This window comes from Acetivibrio sp. MSJd-27 (genome assembly GCF_018918095.1).
Lineage (GTDB): Bacteria > Bacillota > Clostridia > UMGS1840 > HGM11507 > HGM11507.
Genome location: NZ_JAHLPV010000003.1, coordinates 42453 through 59860, shown reverse-complemented (window position 1 = coordinate 59860; position 17408 = coordinate 42453). Strand labels below are relative to the sequence as shown.

The window sequence follows — 17408 nt, the reverse complement described above, 5'->3', positions numbered from 1 at the left end:
TGTACCCATTGCGGCGCTGCCCTTTCTCTGTAAGGGAAGGGAGGAAGGTTATGTTTTATCATTTTGACAGGCCGGGAAAAGGTGTAGCCAAGGAGGAAAAGAAGAAGAATCTTTTTCTTGCCTTCATGGATATTGTATTCAGCAAGTTCAGGGGACTGTTTGTTCTGAATTTGCTTCAGGTGGCGATCACTCTGCCACTGATCGCCCTGCTCGCGGTTTTTTACAGGGAGATACAGCCCGCGGACGGACTTGTCTTCGTGTACTATATGGCTGCCATTCTGTATATCGCTGTCATCGGGATTCCTCCCCTTTCCGTTGGAATCCATTATGTGCTGGCCCAGTATGCGGGAATGACGCCGGTTTTTCTGTTTCATGATTTTGCAAAGGCGGTGCGGGAAAACATCCGTCAGTCTATGGCTCTTTTTGCAGTTGACTGCGTCATCGGGTATATGCTGGTCGTCAATGTCCGCTTTTATTTTGTGCACCAGCTGGGCGGTTCCGGCTTTAAAATGATGATTGTCGCTTTTCTGCTGATTGATATCATGGCGCATTTCTTTCTGTACCAGCTGATGATCCGTTACCGGCTGACCTTCGGTAAACTGATTCAGAAATCGCTCTTTCTGGCGGTTTTGAATCTGCCTCAGAATCTCTTGGCCCTGGGGGTATGCTGCCTGCTGATCGGGCTGGTCTTTACCCAGAATATCGTGCTTATCTATCTTCTCTGCGGAACTTTTTTGCTGTCTCTGATTGGCCTGTATGTCAATCTATATGCCGCACGGGTCATTGAAAAATACGAGATAGACCAATAGAAAAATTGGAAGCCGTTGAAAAAAGAAAATCCCGTTTTTTGCTTCTTTTTCTAAGAAGTTTTCCTTTATTTTGCCAATACGGGAAATTCGGTTGACAAAGGGATGGTTTTGACATATCATATAGAAAAAGAAAAATGCGTTGACGGGGAATAGTAGGATTTTTCGAGGTATCCAGAGAGCTGTTGGCCGGTGTGAAACAGCTGCCGAAGAAATCGAAACTCACCTCTGAGCAGCCCGCTGAAACATAGTAGGCGAGGACGGAGCCTGACCGTTATCAGACAGGAGGATATATAAGCCGGGAGAAGGCCTGTATCTGACAGAGTGCGCATATTCCGTATGCGAATTAGAGTGGTACCGCGAAAGAGGGAAGCCTTTCGTCTCTAACAGAGGGACGAAAGGCTTTTTTGATCTGCAACAACGCGGGGTGAGGCTTTCGTAGTTTCCGAAGGAAATGAGAAAAAGAAGAGAGGATGTGTGACAATGAAAAACGCGGAGAAGTATGCAAGATGTTATTTTATGCCGCCCAAACCCTGTATGAAATGGGCGGAAAAGGAGTATGTGGACAAAGCGCCGATCTGGTGCAGTGTGGATCTGCGGGACGGGAACCAGTCCCTGATCGTCCCCATGTCGCTGGAAGAAAAGGTTGCATTTTTTCAATATTTAGTCAAGGTGGGCTTTAAAGAGATTGAAGTGGGATTTCCGGCTGCTTCGGAGACGGAGTATGCATTTCTGAGAACACTGATTGAGAAAGATTTGATCCCCGATGATGTGACGGTTCAGGTGCTGACTCAGTCCAGGGAACACATCATCCAAAAAACCTTTGAAGCGCTGAAAGGCGCAAAACAGGCGGTTGTCCACCTGTACAATTCCACCTCGGTGGCACAGCGGGAACAGGTGTTTCAAAAGTCCCGGCAAGAAATCATAGACATTGCGGTTTCCGGAGCGGAAATGCTTTTGGATTACGCGGCGAAAACAGAGGGAAACTTTAAGTTTGAGTATTCTCCTGAGAGTTTTACCGGTACGGAGATGGAGTTTGCGCTGGAAATCTGCAACCGGGTGCTGGATGTCTGGAAGCCGGCGGCGGACAATAAAGTGATCATCAATTTGCCGGTCACGGTTTCCCACTCTATGCCCCACGTTTATGCCAGCCAGGTGGAATACATGTGCGAAAATCTGAAGTACCGTGAGAACGTGATCGTTTCCCTTCATCCGCATAATGACCGAGGATGCGCGGTGGCAGATTCCGAGATGGGTCTGCTGGCAGGCGCCGATCGGATTGAGGGGACGTTGTTCGGCAATGGCGAGCGCACTGGAAATGTGGATATTGTGACCATGGCTTTGAACATGTATTCCCACGGCGTGGATCCGAAGCTGGACTTCAGCAATCTGCCCGAAGTGGTAGCGGTCTACGAGAAAATGACGGGAATGCATGTCTATGAACGGCAGCCCTATTCGGGAAAACTGGTGTTCGCGGCATTCTCCGGGTCCCACCAGGACGCGATAGCCAAAGGCATGAAATGGTGGGAGGAGAAGAAACCTTCCCACTGGACGGTACCCTATCTGCCGGTAGATCCCAAGGATCTGGGAAGAGAGTATGACGGAGATGTGATCCGCATCAACTCTCAGTCCGGAAAAGGGGGGATTGGCTATCTGCTGGAACAGAAATTCGGCTACGAGCTTCCTCCAAAAATGCGGGAAAGCTTTGGATACGCCGTCAAAAGCGTTTCCGATCATCAGCACAAGGAACTTATGCCGGATGAGGTCTATGGCATCTTCCAGTCTATGTATGTCAACATAGAAATACCGTTTAAGATGGAGAATTATACCTATCGGAAGAACGAATCTGTCCACATAAAAATCGATTTGATGATAAACGGTATGAACCGATGCATCGAGGGGGAAGGCAATGGCACTTTAGACGCCGCCAGCAACGCCATACAGGAAAATCTGGGTGTCAGCTACGGAAATTTGACTTATAAAGAACATGCGCTGGAGTTGGGCTCCAAATCCCAGGCGGTCGCTTACGTCGGTATTTCTGATGAGAAGGGCAACGCCCATTGGGGCGTTGGGGTTCACAACGACATTATGACGGCTTCTGTCAAGGCGCTGTTCAGCGCGGTTAACCGGATGGTAAAGGAACCGGTTTCGGAAAAGACAGCATTTCATGGAAAGTGATTGAAATTTGATCTTGCATTATGCTGTGGAAAAACGTTTAAGCGCTGAAGGTGGAGAATCGTTTCAGATCATGAAAAGCTAGCTGCAACCCGTAAGACCCGCGGGATAAATCCTGCGGGTCTCTGTTGCTTTCCGGACATTTTGAAACATCCTCTTATTGACTTTATCTTGTAAATGTGATATCATAGCAGCAACAAAATAAATGGTCTGCCACCGGGTAGGTAAGTGAAAGCATTCGTTACACATCGTTAGGTCTTTGAAGATGTGTATAAGGATGCTTATTTTTGTTTTGGAGGTATTTTATATGCTATCGAAGATGAAATCTATGGTTTGTTACTTTACAAAAGGAGAAGCTGCGTTGTGGTGTATATCGGTTATGGTTATTGCAGCATCCTTTTGGATATTCGACAGAGAAAATTTTTTGACCATTGCTGCGTCTTTGATAGGCGTGACCTCATTGATTTTTAACGCAAAAGGGAATCCGTTTGGACAGCTTCTTACGATTCTATTCAGTATTTTATATGGCGTAATCTCTTTTACATTTGCCTATTACGGAGAGATGATAACGTATTTGGGAATGACTGCTCCAATGGCTGTGTTCGCATTTATTTCATGGCTGAGAAATCCATATAACGGAAACAAGACAGAAGTAAAGGTAAACCGTCTTAAAGCAAAAGAGATTCCCTTTATGATTATACTGACGGCGGTGGTTACTTTTGTATTTTATTATATTCTGGCTGCTTTTCATACAGCTAATTTAATACCAAGTACCATATCCGTTACCACCAGTTTCCTTGCCGTTTATTTGACTTTCAGAAGAAGCGCTTTTTATGCTGTGGCCTATGCCGCTAATGATATCGTGCTGATTGTTTTATGGGTATTGGCGGCACTTTGTGACCTGTCGTATTTGTCCGTTGTGATTTGTTTTGTAATATTCTTAGCGAATGATATCTATGGATATATAAATTGGTCAAAAATACAGAAACGGCAAGAAATAAACATCAATACAGTGATTGACGGCAACCTTGAATTTTAGAGAAAGGGTAGGAAATTGGAATGTTTCGGGAAATGCGAAGAAAAAGACAGCTTTTCTGCGATCGGAAAGAACAAAAGGCGCTCTGTAAATACGTAAGACCCGCAGGATTTATCCTGCGGGTCTCTTCTGAACCTTCCCGAACCTTTTATTCTTATATATTTATTATAAAGAGGACGAAGGAAAAAGTCAATTTCCATTTTTGTGAAAATCACAAATAATTCCATATTTTTGACGAATTCGTAAAAAAATAATCCAAACTTTTGTAAAATAATACGAATTGACAGAATTGAATTTCGGAGAGGAACTACAAAAAATAAAGATATTTTTGTGAAAATCATACAATGATTATCGGATCTCAAAGCGTGTCTTTCGTCAAAAATTCCCTCAGCTTCTGCGCGACGCCTTCTTCCTCATTGCAAGGGATGATGCCATCCGCCATTTGCTTGAGTCCCGGCACGCTGTTTTCCACCGCATAACATTCATCCGCACAACGGAACATTCCCATGTCGTTGTAATTATCTCCAAACGCAATGGCGCGCCCAGCGGTTCTGTGATTACCTTTAACGGAGCGAGGGCGCAGAAAATCGGAAAGACAGAAATGTATTTTGATACACGAGGGTCCGCAGGAATTTTCCTGCGGACCCGTTTTTAGAGAGCGTGGCTTATCATCCTCTTTTTTCATGAAACGTTTGGCTGCTGCCTCTCTTTTTCTATTTTTTCCGGCAAAGGAATAGTGCGTTCGCCACTTGTCTCTCGGAGGCGACTTCGGCAGTGAGTATGCCGTCCTTTTTCAGAATCAGGGAGGCGGATCCGCCAGAGTCAAAATTGACTGCGTCCGTACAGCCAAGATCTTTCATCAGATTGCCTTCCTCCGTAATGCTAAAACCTTTGGATTGCTCGTCATCTCCGTTCAGATATGCCATAACCATTGTGCCGTCGGCGCGGATGCCGAAAGAGATCCGACAGTCTTTTTTGCCAGCGACAACAGTAGGCGCATACTCTTTTACATTCCCGTCAATCAGTGGCGTGTACATGGAGCCCAGAATGGTTTTGACGTTTTGAAAGCCGGTGTCGGTTTCATTTATTTGAAGGGTTAAGGTCAGTGTATCGTCTGTTTGTAGGCCTTGGAACTGACTCAGCGTCTCCGAGGGAATGTCATCTGTCATTGTGACGATAACCTGGCCCTCGGGCAAGGCGCCGTAGCTGCCGGATGCCGCAAGGGGTTCCAGCACTTTCAGACTGACGGTTTGGTTGATATTCAGTTTACCGCCCTCCACTTCACAAAGCAAGCTGTTTGTTCCCAGCATATCTGCCGTAATATTGTCGGCATAGCGCCGTGTAAACAGAGAAATACCTGAAAAATTCCCTTTGGAAAACTGCATTGTACGGTTGATGGTCGCAATCGCAAAGGAGGCTCCCCCGATCGTAAGCTGTTTTGTCAGCTTCGGCCCGCAGTTATTGACCGACTGGCTGAACGGTGTCAGAGCCAGCTTGTTGTCCGCCGTGATCCCCACGCCGTGGCGGGTGGGAACCCCGACAGCGCTTTCCAACTGAGAACAGATAAGTTCGCCGTCGATTACCATCATTCCCCGCGGTGCACCATAGAGCTCACTGTCCATATCAAAAAAGTCCGCATTGATGCCGGCAATCACCTCATATCCTTTGGCTTCCAAATCATTTGCCATCTCCAGAACCGTTTGACCTCCCAGCACGGTGCCATTTGCAAGAACCGGGACAAGCTCATAATTGCCGGGGTCAAAAGATATGTATTTTACCGTTTGATCTTCGTCATTCAAAGTGAAGCTCAGTTCACGGAAATCCACATTATCTGCCAGAGAGGAGCTGCTGTAAGAGGTAACCGTTCCGCCGGTGATGGTGGGTTCTCCGGGAAAGTTCGGCAATGTGACGGTGGATACGTTTCCATACGCCGGTGCGACTGTTCCGTCTGCGTCTTTATGAATGATATAGGTTCTTGTATAATAAGTTTTTCCTTTGAGCAGTTCTCCCAAAAGCTCCACTCCGAAATGTCCGTTGACAGTGAGGGGCTTGCCTTTGTCCGCGGAGAGCTTGGTTGCGCCTCCTTCAATGGTGGGCTCGCTGTCGGTCATAGAGAAAAGAATACCGTATTCCTCCACAGTGTAGTCTTTTCCTGCAACAACCGTTCCAAAGGTCACGCTTCCTGTTTTGTCTGTTTCATTGTGAACAAAGAACTTTTCATAGGTTTCCACCTGCGGTGGCGCCGGCGGTTTCTCTGCAAAGGTGACTGAAATTTCTGCATCCGCCTTAATCGAATCAGTGGTATAGGTAACGGTTACTCCGGGGATTTCTGTGCCATTAAAGGTTACCGTTCCAACCTGATAATCTTCTGCGGGATTCAGCGTCACGGTAAGGGTATCGCCGCCTTTGACATAGCTTGCGCCCAGAGGCTCCGCTGTGCCGTTTTCACCGGCGGTTACCGTCACGGTATAAACCTTGTAACCGGAATGATTCAAATTTCCGATGATTTCCGGGAACTGGTAGGTTCCGGCGGGTGCTGCGAAATCGCTGCCCAATTCCGAAGCGGCTGCGAGTTCGGTTAGATTTTTGGGGAGTGTACCGTCCAGCCCGTCATCCTGTGCGTTGGGGGAAAGGTACAGCGAGTCTTTCACTGTAACAGTGATGCTGCTGGCGTTGCTGCCGAATATGGGGTTGAAGTTCTCTCCGTCGGTGACCTTTCCTGTATTGTAGCAGTTTTGGATGGTAAGTGACCTGCTGGCATATCCGGCAATACCTCCCGCGGTATTATCTTTGCTGGTATTGATGATATCACCATTGTTATAACAGTTTTTAATTGTATTGACTGCGGACTGAGAACCCACAATGCCGCCCACATTGCTGAATCCGGAAACGGTTCCGCTGTTATAGCAACCGGAAACCGAGCCGTAGTTCCAGGCGACAATCCCTGCAGAGCCCTTTCCGTCACTTGCAGTCGTGATCACCGTACCCAGATTGGCACAGTTGGTAACCGAAAGCGTTGATTTGGTCACAGCGATAATCCCTGCTCCGTTCTTGTCTGCTTTTACAGTGCCTTTGTTGATCAGCTTGTTGAGCGTAATGTTGTGTGTTCCGATATAAATTCTTCCGGCGAAGCCACCAACGGTATCGGTTCCGGTTATTGCGGCTTCGTTTATACAGTTTTCCAGCTTTGCACTGGCAGAGGTTCCTTCGTCGCCAAGACCAATGAAACCGCCCACATAGGTACCTCCGGTTACAGAGCCGGTCAAACGCAGATTGGAGATCTGCACACCGTCGGAAACCTCACTGAACAGCCCGACATTATTAGCGGCAGGCTTGTCGATGTTCACATGAATGGTTTTCAGATTTTCCGAATCGTCCCCTGTGAGTTTGCCGGAGAAGGCAAAGGGTTCATAGTCATCCGTCAGTTCGGTGAGGTCAATGTCCGCTGTCACCTTGAAACTCATTCCGGCAACTCTGGAATCTCTCATGTTATCAAACTGCTGCGGGGTGGAGATAAGAAAGGGATCTTCATCGGTTCCCGTTCCGCCGCTGAACATATCGGGATCTAGGGGCTCTAATGGTTTTTTATGTCCCCAAATTTCGAACTCTGTGATACGTCTATTAGCGCTTGTAGCACCCATCTGAAGGCGGATATACTGTGCCTCTTTCGGCTCGGAGAAGATAAAATCTTTAGAGGTTACTTCGGTTGTCGAGGTTCCGATTCCTGTACCTGAAAAGGTTTGCACAATGTTAGAAAAAGACGCATCCGTAGCTGCCTCGATCGTATAATTTTTGATGTTACTTTGTTCCTCATAAAATATAATTTTGCTCAAAATCATTGGCTGAGAGAGAGAAAAAGTAATGGTAATGTCTTTTGCTGCAGCGTTAAAGAAATTGCCTTTTGTTGTAATACCATCGTTGATTCTAGCCAGCGATGCTGCTGTGGAACCGCTTACCGTAGCGTATCCCGCTGATTTCAGCGCAAGGTTCGTATCTCCTTCCGTAACCTCCTCCGCTGCAATTCCCGGCAGCATCAGACTGCATACCATCAGCAGCGAGAGCATGAAACAGATTGTTTTCTTTCCCATCTTCATAAACACTTCCTCCTTTACCTTAATAAATAATAAATTTGATTCAGATTGGGAAAATCCAAAATATGCAATTTCAATATGATTTAGTTGTATTTTATCACCGGAATTATTCAGTTTCAACAAATCAAAATGAAAATTCTGAGATCGTCCAAAATATTTATCATTTCGTCCAAGAAATGAAACGTTTGAGCCTTGTTTGCTTTTTCAATGCAAAAAGGCCCGCAGTATTTTTCCTGCAGGCCTCTTCTGAAAGGTGCCTTAAGGCGTGGAAATAATCCCCCGGTTCTATCGGGGAAAGAAAAAAAGAGCAGAGCGACAATAAGAACGACGAGCTTTAAGTAAGCCGAAAAAAGAGAAAGCACATTAAAACATTATCGAAAAAGTCATGGTATTGCTTTTGAACCGTTTATGGATGGCAGTGCATGTGATGCGATAATATAATCAGGGCCCCTTATAGGGTTAAGCCGGTAATTGCCCCTTCCCAAACCTTTTATTCTTATGTATTTATTATAAGGAAGATAACACAAAAGTCAAATCTCATTTTTATAGGAATTACATATTTTTGTGAAAATCATACAATGATTATCGGATCTCAAAGCGTGTCTTTCGTCAAAAATTCCCTCAGCTTCTGCGCGACGCCTTCTTCCTCATTGCAAGGGATGATGCCATCCGCCATTTGCTTGAGTTCCGGCACGCTGTTTTCCACCGCATAACATTCATCCGCACAACGGAACATTCCCATGTCGTTGTAATTATCTCCAAACGCAATGGTGCGGCTGCAGGGGACAAGGCGTTTCAGATTCCGAATGCCGTTTTCCTTATTTGCCTTTTCACTGTAAATCTCCAGATAATAGACATCCTGCGCATAAACGTCCTTGTAAAACACAAAGTCGATTCCATCAATTTTTGCGATGGATTTGCTCAGGGGCTCCAGTTCCTCATAGCCTCCAATCACGGCAAAATAGACCACTCTGCCGTCGATCAGGGGATAAAAATCCTCGGTCTGAACAAATTTTTTGTAAGCCTTCCCTTTGCGGATGGTGTAAAACTCCTGTTCGCAGAGGGTGTTCAGATTTTGGTAATGCACCTCAATCTCATCCCGGTCATAGTGATACAAAAAACCATATCGCTGGTGTTTTTCAAAGGCTTGTACCACTTGCAGGGCAGTATGATTCGGAATATATTCCACGCGCAGGGCGCTTCGCTTTTCCAGGTCGAAGAGAATCACGCCGTTCATGAGCACAGCGGGCGCGTTGATCGGAATTCCCGACAGCATGGGAACAACAGTGGCGGGTGTTCTGGCGGAGGCAACCGTGAAATAATCCCCATTTTCCACGATTTTTTGAATGCTTTGGGCGGTGAAGAGTGGAATTTCTTTCTTTGTATTTAACAGGGTTCCGTCTAAATCCGTGACAAACAATCTTTTTTTCATATTTTTCTATTTACTCCTCAATCGGTCTTTTGAAACAGACTCCGAATGCTGGAAGGCGGCCCGAACAGGATAAGCCTGTCTCTCGGGCGGACGCTGACCGCTCCGGAAACATTGGATACTAAAATGCCGGGGCGCTTTACCATCAATACAGATATGGCATACCGTTCCTTCAGGGAAGCCTGGCTGATGGTTTTATCCTGAAGCGGCTCCGGCAGGCGGTTGACCTGCACCTCCGCAAGGACAAACTCCCCAATATAATCTAATATTATCACAGAATTTTTGTTTTTTCCAGAATGAATCATACGGTTTCCCAAACTTTCTATCATTTTGTCAAATTGGCGCCGCATCCACCGTGTCCGGATCAGAAGCAAAAAGCCGCAGCCCCAGAAAAGGAATGGCAGAATGAACCGAAGAATATCGAAATCTTTCGATTCATTCAGCCGGAGGATAACATTGATGGCGATGGAGACAACGGTGGCAGTGAAAGCATATCCGAACAGCATCGTGAGCAGAGCAAGTTTCCTGCGCAGGGGATCTTTTAAGATAAGTTCGCTTTCGTTTGTGGTAAACCCGCTGTTGGTCAGCATGGAGATCACTTGAAAGCGGGCTTTTTCCGTATTCATGCCGGTTAAGCGGAACATTACGGTAAAGGCTTCCGACATCAAGGTATAGATTAACAGAAGCAGGAAAAAAACCAGGATAGCCATGTTGATTTCCATTTTCATTTCTCCTTTGCAAAGACATCTCTTAAAATGATATGACATCCGGTTGACAAGCATGCGTAATTCCTTTAAAATAATATTTTAAGGCTGAAGCGAAAAAAGTCTTTTGTGACGGAATGGCAGCAAAACGAAATTGACGAAAAGCAAAGCCATTGCAGACGCAGAATTGGTTTCAAACAGGAGTGGTTCCCTTGTACCGTTGTGCAGTCGGCTCTATCGGATTCAGCCCGCAAATACATAAAAAGAGACTGGAGTGTGAAGACTTTGACGAAAAATATGGATAAGGAATTTGCGGAGGGCAACCTTCTAAAATTGCTGATAAAGCTTTCGATTCCTGCGATTGTCGCACAGCTGATCAATGCGCTTTATAATATTGTGGACCGAATGTATCTGGGGCATATCCCTGAGGAAGGGACCCTTGCCCTGACCGGGGTAGGACTGACCTTTCCCATCATCCTGCTGGTATCCGCGTTCAGTGCGCTTATCGGGATGGGCGGCGCTCCTCTGACTTCCATTGCCTTGGGAAAAGGAGATCGGAGAGAAGCGGAAAAGCTGCTGGGAAATTCGTTTGTCACCCTGGTGGGAATCAGCGTGATCCTCACTTCGGTGTTTCTGATTTTTAAGCGGCCTCTGCTTTACCAGTTCGGGGCCAGTGACGATACCATCGGTTATGCGGAAAGCTATCTGACAATTTATCTAATCGGCACGCTGTTCGTACAGCTGAGTCTGGGGCTCAACAATTTTATCAATGCCCAGGGATTTGCGAAAACCGGGATGCTGACAGTTTTGATCGGGGCGGTTACCAATATCGTTCTGGATCCGATCTTGATCTTCGGATTCCGCATGGGTGTGCAGGGAGCTGCGCTGGCAACCATCCTTTCCCAGTTTGTCTCCGCCCTTTGGGTGCTGAAATTTCTGTTTGGAAAAAAGACCGGCATCCGTATCCGAACAAAATATTTTAAAGTCGATTTCCGTCTGCTTGGCAAAATCACAGCGCTGGGCATGGCGCCCTTTATCATGCAGTCCACCGAAAGCCTGGTGCAGATTACCCTGAACACCAATCTTCGACTTTACGGCAGCGATCTGTATGTCGGCGCAATGACTATTTTAAGCAGTACCATTCAGATATTTACGCTTCCATTGCAGGGGTTCACGCAGGGGGCACAGCCTATTATCGGTTACAACTTCGGCGCGAAGAATTACGATCGGGTGAAAAAGACTGTGAAATATTCTTTTACCCTTTGTATGACTGCGTCGGTGCTGGCGTGCTTGCTGATTGAACTGTTTCCCCGAGTCATAATCCGGATCTTCAGCTCGGATCCCGCGCTGATGGATATCGCGGTTGTATCCATGCGGATTTTTATGATAGGAACCTTTTTGATGGGAGCTCAGGTTTCCCTCCAGAATGCGTTTATTGCAATGGGGCGGGCGAAAACAGCGATTTGCATGGCACTGCTGCGAAAGATTGTCCTGCTTATCCCGCTGGCCATTCTTCTCCCGAAATTTCTGGGGGTGGACGGCGTCTTTATCGCGGAACCCATTTCCGATATCACGGCGGCGCTGACCACCACCACGGTGTTCCTGCTCAGCATTGGAAGGATATGCAGGGATGGATCCGCACCGGAAAAACAGCAGTAAAAACCACAGTTTGCTTTTTCTCTTTCCCGGTGGCTCGCAAACTTGTAACCGATTTGATATGATTTTTTAATAGAAACGTAATATTGTAATCTTGGCTTTATGATAAAATAAAATTACCACTATTTTGCGATAAAAAGAAACAAAGAGGTGCAAAAATGAATAGGGAGACAAAACTGGAAAGGACGACGGAGTTTTTAAGCGAGCCGGTCAAGAACTCCTTTCTTCTGCATGCAGTGAAAGGCTGTGAGGACGGGAGGGATATGCTTTATTTCTCCGTTTCGGGGACACCGTCCACCTTTGTGGCGTTTGATGTCAACCGGAAGAAGGCGATCCGCTGTATCCGGCAGGATTCCGGCGATGATGGAGCGGAGACAACCACCTGCTGGACGCATGTCACAGATCAAAAGGGCAATGTGTATATGGCGCCCTTTGGCTATCCAGGACTGCTGTATTGCTACAGTGCCGAGGATAAGCAGCTGCGGCCGTTGGGCAGCCCCTTTGGGGAGCACGCGCTGTATCACCTCTCAGTGGACGAAGCAGATCGTGTTTACGGGGGAACCTATCCGAGCGGAAAAATATTTTGTTATGATCCGCAGAAAAAAGAGTTTGAGGATTTGGGCTGTGCGGCGGAGGGAGAAATGTATGCCCAGTCCTGTGTATACATAGACGGCAAGGTGTATGCGGGAACCCGCTCCCAGCATCCGAAAATGGTGTGTCTGGACATCGCATCCGGCCGGAAAGAAACCATTTTCCCGCCGGATTTTCTGCCTTTTGCGGAGGGGGAGGCCATCTGTCTGTATTATTACATGACGAAGATAGGAAAGCTTCTTTTTCCGGTGGTAAAAACCACGAAAGGGCGTTTTTACGTGCTCTGTTATCACACGGGGGAAAACCGCTGGATGAAGGTGTGCGAACCCGGTCTGGGCGGCCAGCATGTCAGCGAGCCCAACGGGAACAAATGTTATTTTGCCGGGGAGGACGGAAACCTGCGGGCAGTGGATCTGGATACCTATCAAGTATCCGATACCGGTATTTGCTATCTGAAATTTCCCGAAGGGGATGACGCGTACGACTATGCAAACGGATTTATGGGCGGCGGATTTTACCGTCTGGAGGATCAAACGCGCTATCCCGGGGAAACCTTGATCACCGTTAACTATGACAACAACTGTCCGGTTTATATCAATTTGCAGAACAAAACGGTTGAATTTTTGACGGACGTGGATCTGCCAAAAAATCCTACGCCAATTCATGCGATGAATACCGGAAGGGACGGGGAGATTGTTCTGGGAACTTATATGGGGATTCAGGCGCTGTCCTTCAACCCGCAGACAGAGGAGTACGCATACCGCAAGGTTCGTCAGACCGAAGGGATCTGCGTCTGTAACGGAAAGCTCTATTTCGGCGTGTACACCCGGGCGGCTATCTGGGAATATGACTATCAAAAACCTTATGTACCAGATGAAAATCCAAAGCCCATTTTCATGGTGGGGCATAAGCAGGACAGACCCTTTGCGCTCTGTGAGGCGGGAACAAAATTGGTGATCGGAACCGTACCGGATTATGGGGTTGTAGGGGGCGCTCTCACGGTATATGATACGGAAACCAAAGAAAAGAAGGTATATGAAAATCTGATTGAAGACCAAACCATTACCAGCCTGTGCTTTAAAGACGGTCTGGTTTACGGCACAACGGGTATCTGGGGCGGTCTGGGAAGTGTGCCCAAGGCGCGGCAGGCCTGCGTGTTTGTCTTTGATTTGGAGGCAGGTACGGTGATAAGGAAAAAAGAGGTTCGCTTTCCGGGATATGATACACCCGTGATGCATCTGGGCGGTATTCGCTTTGATAGAAGCGGCAAACTTTGGTGCATTTCCTCCGGCCTGATTTTTACACTGGATGAAAACACGCTGGAGGTTTCGCACCAGATCGACGCGGGAGGTTTGAGCTGGAAACTTTCCGAGGTGACCTGGCGGCCTTACTGCATGGCGTTTGATGAGGATGGTATTCTATACAGCAATGCGGGCGGCAAGCTGACTTTGGTGGATACGGAAGCCTATGCGGTGAAGCAGTATGATATTCCGGTTCAGACACTGGCGCTGGGCAATGACGGGAATCTGTATTACAGCCAGGGGACGAAGCTGTACCGGGCGAAAAAAAATTAGTTTGTGCATATTTTACATAAAACAGATGGTATTTTGTAAAAAAAAAGAATTGTATTTACATTTCTTTTCCTGTAAGATATAATTGTATAGGGTATGCGGTTTGATAACCGCAAAGAAATTTGTACAGTGAAAAAAATAGGGAGGTATTTTTATGAGCAAAAGACTAATCGCAATGCTTCTAACGCTTATGATGGTGTTGGGAGCGATGATGGTTCCTGCAGTTGCCGAGGACGAGACGGCTGCAGTGTCCGTCTATGAAACAGAGATCGGTTTTCTGACTGCCATCGGCGTTCTGACCGATTCCTTTGATCCGGCGGCACAGATCACAAAGGCGCAGTTCGCTGCCATGGTGGCAAACGTGCTGTATCCGGATGTGGATTTCTTCAAACTTACCGTTGCGGCGGACGCACCAAACCTGTATAATGACGTGACGGCTTCTCATCCGTACTACAGTGAAATCAAAGCCTGCAAGGATTTGAAGATCATCAACGGCGACGGCGGAGGGAATTTTAATCCGGATGAGGGGATCACCGTACTGACGGGTATCACCATTCTCATCAATGCTTTGGGGTATAAACCTTACGCGGACATCAACGGCGGGTTTCCTACCGGCTATTATACGATAGCAAATGAAACGGGGATCACCAAAGGGGTATCCTCCAACGGCGGAGCGGAGATCTCCGGAAACGTGGCTGCCAAGCTTGTGTACAACTCCTTGTTTGCCGATGCCATTCGCATTACTTCTGTCATCAATGGAGAGACCAGCATCGAGATCAACCGCGGGAAAAACATACTGTCCGAACATCTGGGCATCAAAGAATACGATGCGATTGTCGCGGATGACGGCGTGTGCTCCTTAAACGGCGAGAGCATTGTGGATGACGGACGGATCATTTTGCAGGAATACAAAACGGGAACCCAATACATTGTCTTTGAGGCCAACTCCTCCGTTTCCAGTTATTTTGGACAGAGGGTAAAAGCTTTTGTGAAATACAATGATGAGACAGGCAGGGATGAAGTTCTTTATGCCAGCGCTCACACAATGAATAAAATTACAACCGTAAACAGTGACCGGATTCTTTCCGTATCCGATACCACGATCGAATATGAGAGGGAAAAGAACGATGATAAAACATTAAAGATATCTTTGGGGACAACGCCTCCTTTGGTATTTATCAATGGCTCGCTGATTGCCGATTATACCAAAGAGGATTTGAAACCGCAGGACGGTTTTGTTCGGTTTATTGACTATGACGGAAACAACAAAGCGGATATTATCCAGGTGGAAAGCTTCAACTATTTCAGCGGAGTGAAACAGGATCATGCAAGAAACATTGTTGTAGACCGCATTGACACCGAAAACAAGGTGATCAACTGCAAATTCAATCCGGTGAATTCGGTGGATATGGAAGATGATTCCCTGTATGATTACCGGGTTATCAAGGATGGAAAAGTTGTTTCGATAGAGGATATTGCAGTTGGCAATATCGTATCCGTTGCGGAATCCGTACAGCCAATCAAAAACAAAACCTTCTATACGCTGTATGTGTCCGACAAGACAGCTACCGGCTCTGTCTCCTCCAAGGATGAGGCGGGGCAGGAAATTTTTCTTTCCGACAATACAAGCTTGGAATTTTCGTCAAGCTTAACCTCTGTGAAGACAAACATCGTTGCCAATCTGGCCTATGAAAAAGAGATTACTTTTTCGCTTGATGTCCTCGGAAAAGTAGCCTATGTGGATGAACTTTCAAGTGATGTTCCGAATTATGCCTATATCATTGGCGTCCAGCAGGATACCGATTTCGGGGATGACGTGCTGAAACTGAAGCTGTTTACCCAGGCAGGAGAATTTGCGGTTCATGAATTATCCTCCAAGGCAAAAATTGACGGACATAGCTTTAACAATGCAGCGGAAGCGATCACACTGCTGAATACCAGACCGGACGGCACGGTATCCACGCCTGCGGACGGTGCGAAGGTTATATCGAGACCCGCCATCGTGGAGATCAATTCCGACAGTATGATCAAAGAGATTGATACCGATGCGCTGAACTATGGCGAGCAGGAAAATAAATTGGAAGAGGGAATGCGGTTCCCAAAAATTGAAGTCTATTTTCCGAGTATTAAAACCTTTGACGGAAGTTTCTATTTAACGGAAAACACTGTTATTTTGAAGGTACCTGATATTGACCGGTACAGTTTGACGAAAGAATCCCTTTCCTCCCAAACATCCGGCAGCTATTCCTTGGAAGAAAATTTTGTGAAGGATCATGAGCAGGATGTCAACGACATTAAATATTACGGCTGCTGGAAGCCAGCACAGCTTCAGGCTACCATGCAGTATGATGCCCAGGCTTACGATGTAGATCCGGATACGGGAGTAGCCGGTCTGTTGGTTGTGCGGGGTATGGTCAATTACAACTATCAGGATCAGAATTATAAATTGCCTTTTAATGTATTCAAAAAGCTTTCCAAAATGATAGATGCGGAAACCGGAGAAGAGATGTACAAAATCTATTACTTTAATTCCGGTTCTGAAAAATCCGTTGTTGTGGCTCCGAATGAACTGATCGTTTGGTATAACTCTATCATTTTCGGAGAAGGCGTGATTGACGGAAGAACGCAATACACAAAAGCCTCCTCGGAAAAGATTGAGGGGTTAAAAGAGGGAGACATTTTCCGCTTTGAACAGAAAAACGGAAAGCTGTCCCACATTGAACGGACAATAAATATTTCGAAGACCAATTCTGTAATTACAGGAACGCTGATACCTTCGGCACCTAGGCTTCCTTACACAAAATCTACTGTCTCTGCAAGCAATGTTCCTATTCCGTTTGACGGAAGAGGATATGCGGCATATACTTATGATCAGACTTTTACAGCGTTTTTCGGAACAGCTATGGATATGAAAAACGGTATGGTAGAATTACGTCTTCCAATGACAACCCACACCAATTATATCGGAAAAGAAATTGGAACGGCATCAGAATGCAAAGTGCTTGACCGTCTGCAAAAACTTCCCGCTAAGATAACGGTGATCGAAGAGACGGAATGCGACTTGGCGCATGACAACTGTAAATATAAGATTCGGAACGGTTCGATCAACGACGTCATAACAGCATCCTCATTCTCCGGCGACAAAAATATAGACGGGTTTTATAAGGCATCCAAGATTTATCTGTTCGGGACAAAGGGTGCGGCTTATACAGAATGCATTATCCTGAACTTAACGGAAGAACATAATAGAAACGCAAAATAACCTCGCTAAATTTTGCAATGTATTTTGTTTTGTTATAAATAAATTTTTCTTTCGGCGGGAGATTCATCTCCCGCCGAAAATTTCATG

10 protein-coding genes and 1 other annotated feature are annotated in these 17408 nt (G+C 46.4%); of the genes, 6 read left to right on the top strand and 4 right to left on the bottom strand.

Annotation, left to right across the window (positions count from 1 at the left end):
- Positions 1-50: 50 nt before the first annotated feature.
- From KQI32_RS01975 to pnuC, 3 genes are all read left to right on the top strand, one after another.
- A complete protein-coding gene (locus KQI32_RS01975) occupies positions 51-809 on the top strand; it encodes a hypothetical protein (protein WP_216423727.1) in 759 nt (252 codons plus the stop codon).
- A 130-nt stretch (positions 810-939) separates the two neighbouring features.
- Positions 940-1194: a binding site (T-box leader), on the top strand.
- Between the two features lie 95 nt (positions 1195-1289).
- Complete coding sequence (locus KQI32_RS01970; RefSeq protein WP_216423726.1) at positions 1290-2984, top strand: 2-isopropylmalate synthase; 1695 nt, start codon at positions 1290-1292, stop codon at positions 2982-2984.
- A 304-nt stretch (positions 2985-3288) separates the two neighbouring features.
- Positions 3289-4020, top strand: coding sequence for a nicotinamide riboside transporter PnuC (gene pnuC / locus KQI32_RS01965; RefSeq protein ID WP_216423725.1), 732 nt, complete (start codon positions 3289-3291; stop codon positions 4018-4020).
- 355 nt (positions 4021-4375) lie between these two features.
- Here the strand turns inward: pnuC and KQI32_RS01960 are convergent, their stop codons facing one another.
- The 4 genes from KQI32_RS01960 to KQI32_RS01945 form a co-directional block, all read right to left on the bottom strand.
- Entirely contained in the window at positions 4376-4702 is a 327-nt protein-coding gene (locus KQI32_RS01960) for an HAD family hydrolase (protein WP_216423724.1), read from the bottom strand.
- Between the two features lie 28 nt (positions 4703-4730).
- The gene (locus KQI32_RS01955; RefSeq protein ID WP_216423723.1) at positions 4731-8111 is read right to left on the bottom strand and encodes a phosphodiester glycosidase family protein; all 3381 of its coding nucleotides are present in this window, start codon (positions 8109-8111) and stop codon (positions 4731-4733) included.
- Positions 8112-8700: 589 nt separating this feature from the next.
- Positions 8701-9540, bottom strand: a complete 840-nt coding sequence (locus KQI32_RS01950) for an HAD-IIB family hydrolase (RefSeq protein WP_177689887.1) — start codon at positions 9538-9540, stop codon at positions 8701-8703.
- A gap of 17 nt (positions 9541-9557) precedes the next feature.
- Positions 9558-10259: a TrkA C-terminal domain-containing protein gene (locus KQI32_RS01945; RefSeq protein WP_216423722.1), complete on the bottom strand. Its 702-nt coding sequence runs from the start codon at positions 10257-10259 to the stop codon at positions 9558-9560.
- 279 nt (positions 10260-10538) lie between these two features.
- On the opposite strand from KQI32_RS01945, the gene KQI32_RS01940 reads away from it, so the two are divergent.
- The 3 genes from KQI32_RS01940 to KQI32_RS01930 all read left to right on the top strand — a co-directional run bounded on the left by KQI32_RS01940 (position 10539) and on the right by KQI32_RS01930 (position 17321).
- A complete protein-coding gene (locus tag KQI32_RS01940) occupies positions 10539-11900 on the top strand; it encodes an MATE family efflux transporter (protein ID WP_177689893.1) in 1362 nt (453 codons plus the stop codon).
- Positions 11901-12055: 155 nt separating this feature from the next.
- Positions 12056-14062, top strand: coding sequence for a hypothetical protein (locus KQI32_RS01935; protein WP_216423721.1), 2007 nt, complete (start codon positions 12056-12058; stop codon positions 14060-14062).
- Between the two features lie 151 nt (positions 14063-14213).
- On the top strand, positions 14214-17321 hold the full coding sequence (locus tag KQI32_RS01930; RefSeq protein WP_216423720.1) for an S-layer homology domain-containing protein: 3108 nt from the start codon (positions 14214-14216) through the stop codon (positions 17319-17321).
- Positions 17322-17408 lie beyond the last annotated feature (87 nt).

Excerpts from the sequence above, each read along its gene's own strand:
- pnuC (WP_216423725.1), top strand. The coding sequence starts at position 3,289 with ATGCTATCGAAGATGAAATCTATGGTTTGTTACTTTACAAAAGGAGAA.
- KQI32_RS01960 (WP_216423724.1), bottom strand. The coding sequence starts at position 4,702 with ATGAAAAAAGAGGATGATAAGCCACGCTCTCTAAAAACGGGTCCGCAG.
- KQI32_RS01935 (WP_216423721.1), top strand. The coding sequence starts at position 12,056 with ATGAATAGGGAGACAAAACTGGAAAGGACGACGGAGTTTTTAAGCGAG.
- KQI32_RS01945 (WP_216423722.1), bottom strand. The coding sequence starts at position 10,259 with ATGGAAATCAACATGGCTATCCTGGTTTTTTTCCTGCTTCTGTTAATC.
- KQI32_RS01970 (WP_216423726.1), top strand. The coding sequence starts at position 1,290 with ATGAAAAACGCGGAGAAGTATGCAAGATGTTATTTTATGCCGCCCAAA.
- KQI32_RS01975 (WP_216423727.1), top strand. The coding sequence starts at position 51 with ATGTTTTATCATTTTGACAGGCCGGGAAAAGGTGTAGCCAAGGAGGAA.
- KQI32_RS01940 (WP_177689893.1), top strand. The coding sequence starts at position 10,539 with ATGGATAAGGAATTTGCGGAGGGCAACCTTCTAAAATTGCTGATAAAG.
- KQI32_RS01950 (WP_177689887.1), bottom strand. The coding sequence starts at position 9,540 with ATGAAAAAAAGATTGTTTGTCACGGATTTAGACGGAACCCTGTTAAAT.
- KQI32_RS01955 (WP_216423723.1), bottom strand. The coding sequence starts at position 8,111 with ATGAAGATGGGAAAGAAAACAATCTGTTTCATGCTCTCGCTGCTGATG.
- KQI32_RS01930 (WP_216423720.1), top strand. The coding sequence starts at position 14,214 with ATGAGCAAAAGACTAATCGCAATGCTTCTAACGCTTATGATGGTGTTG.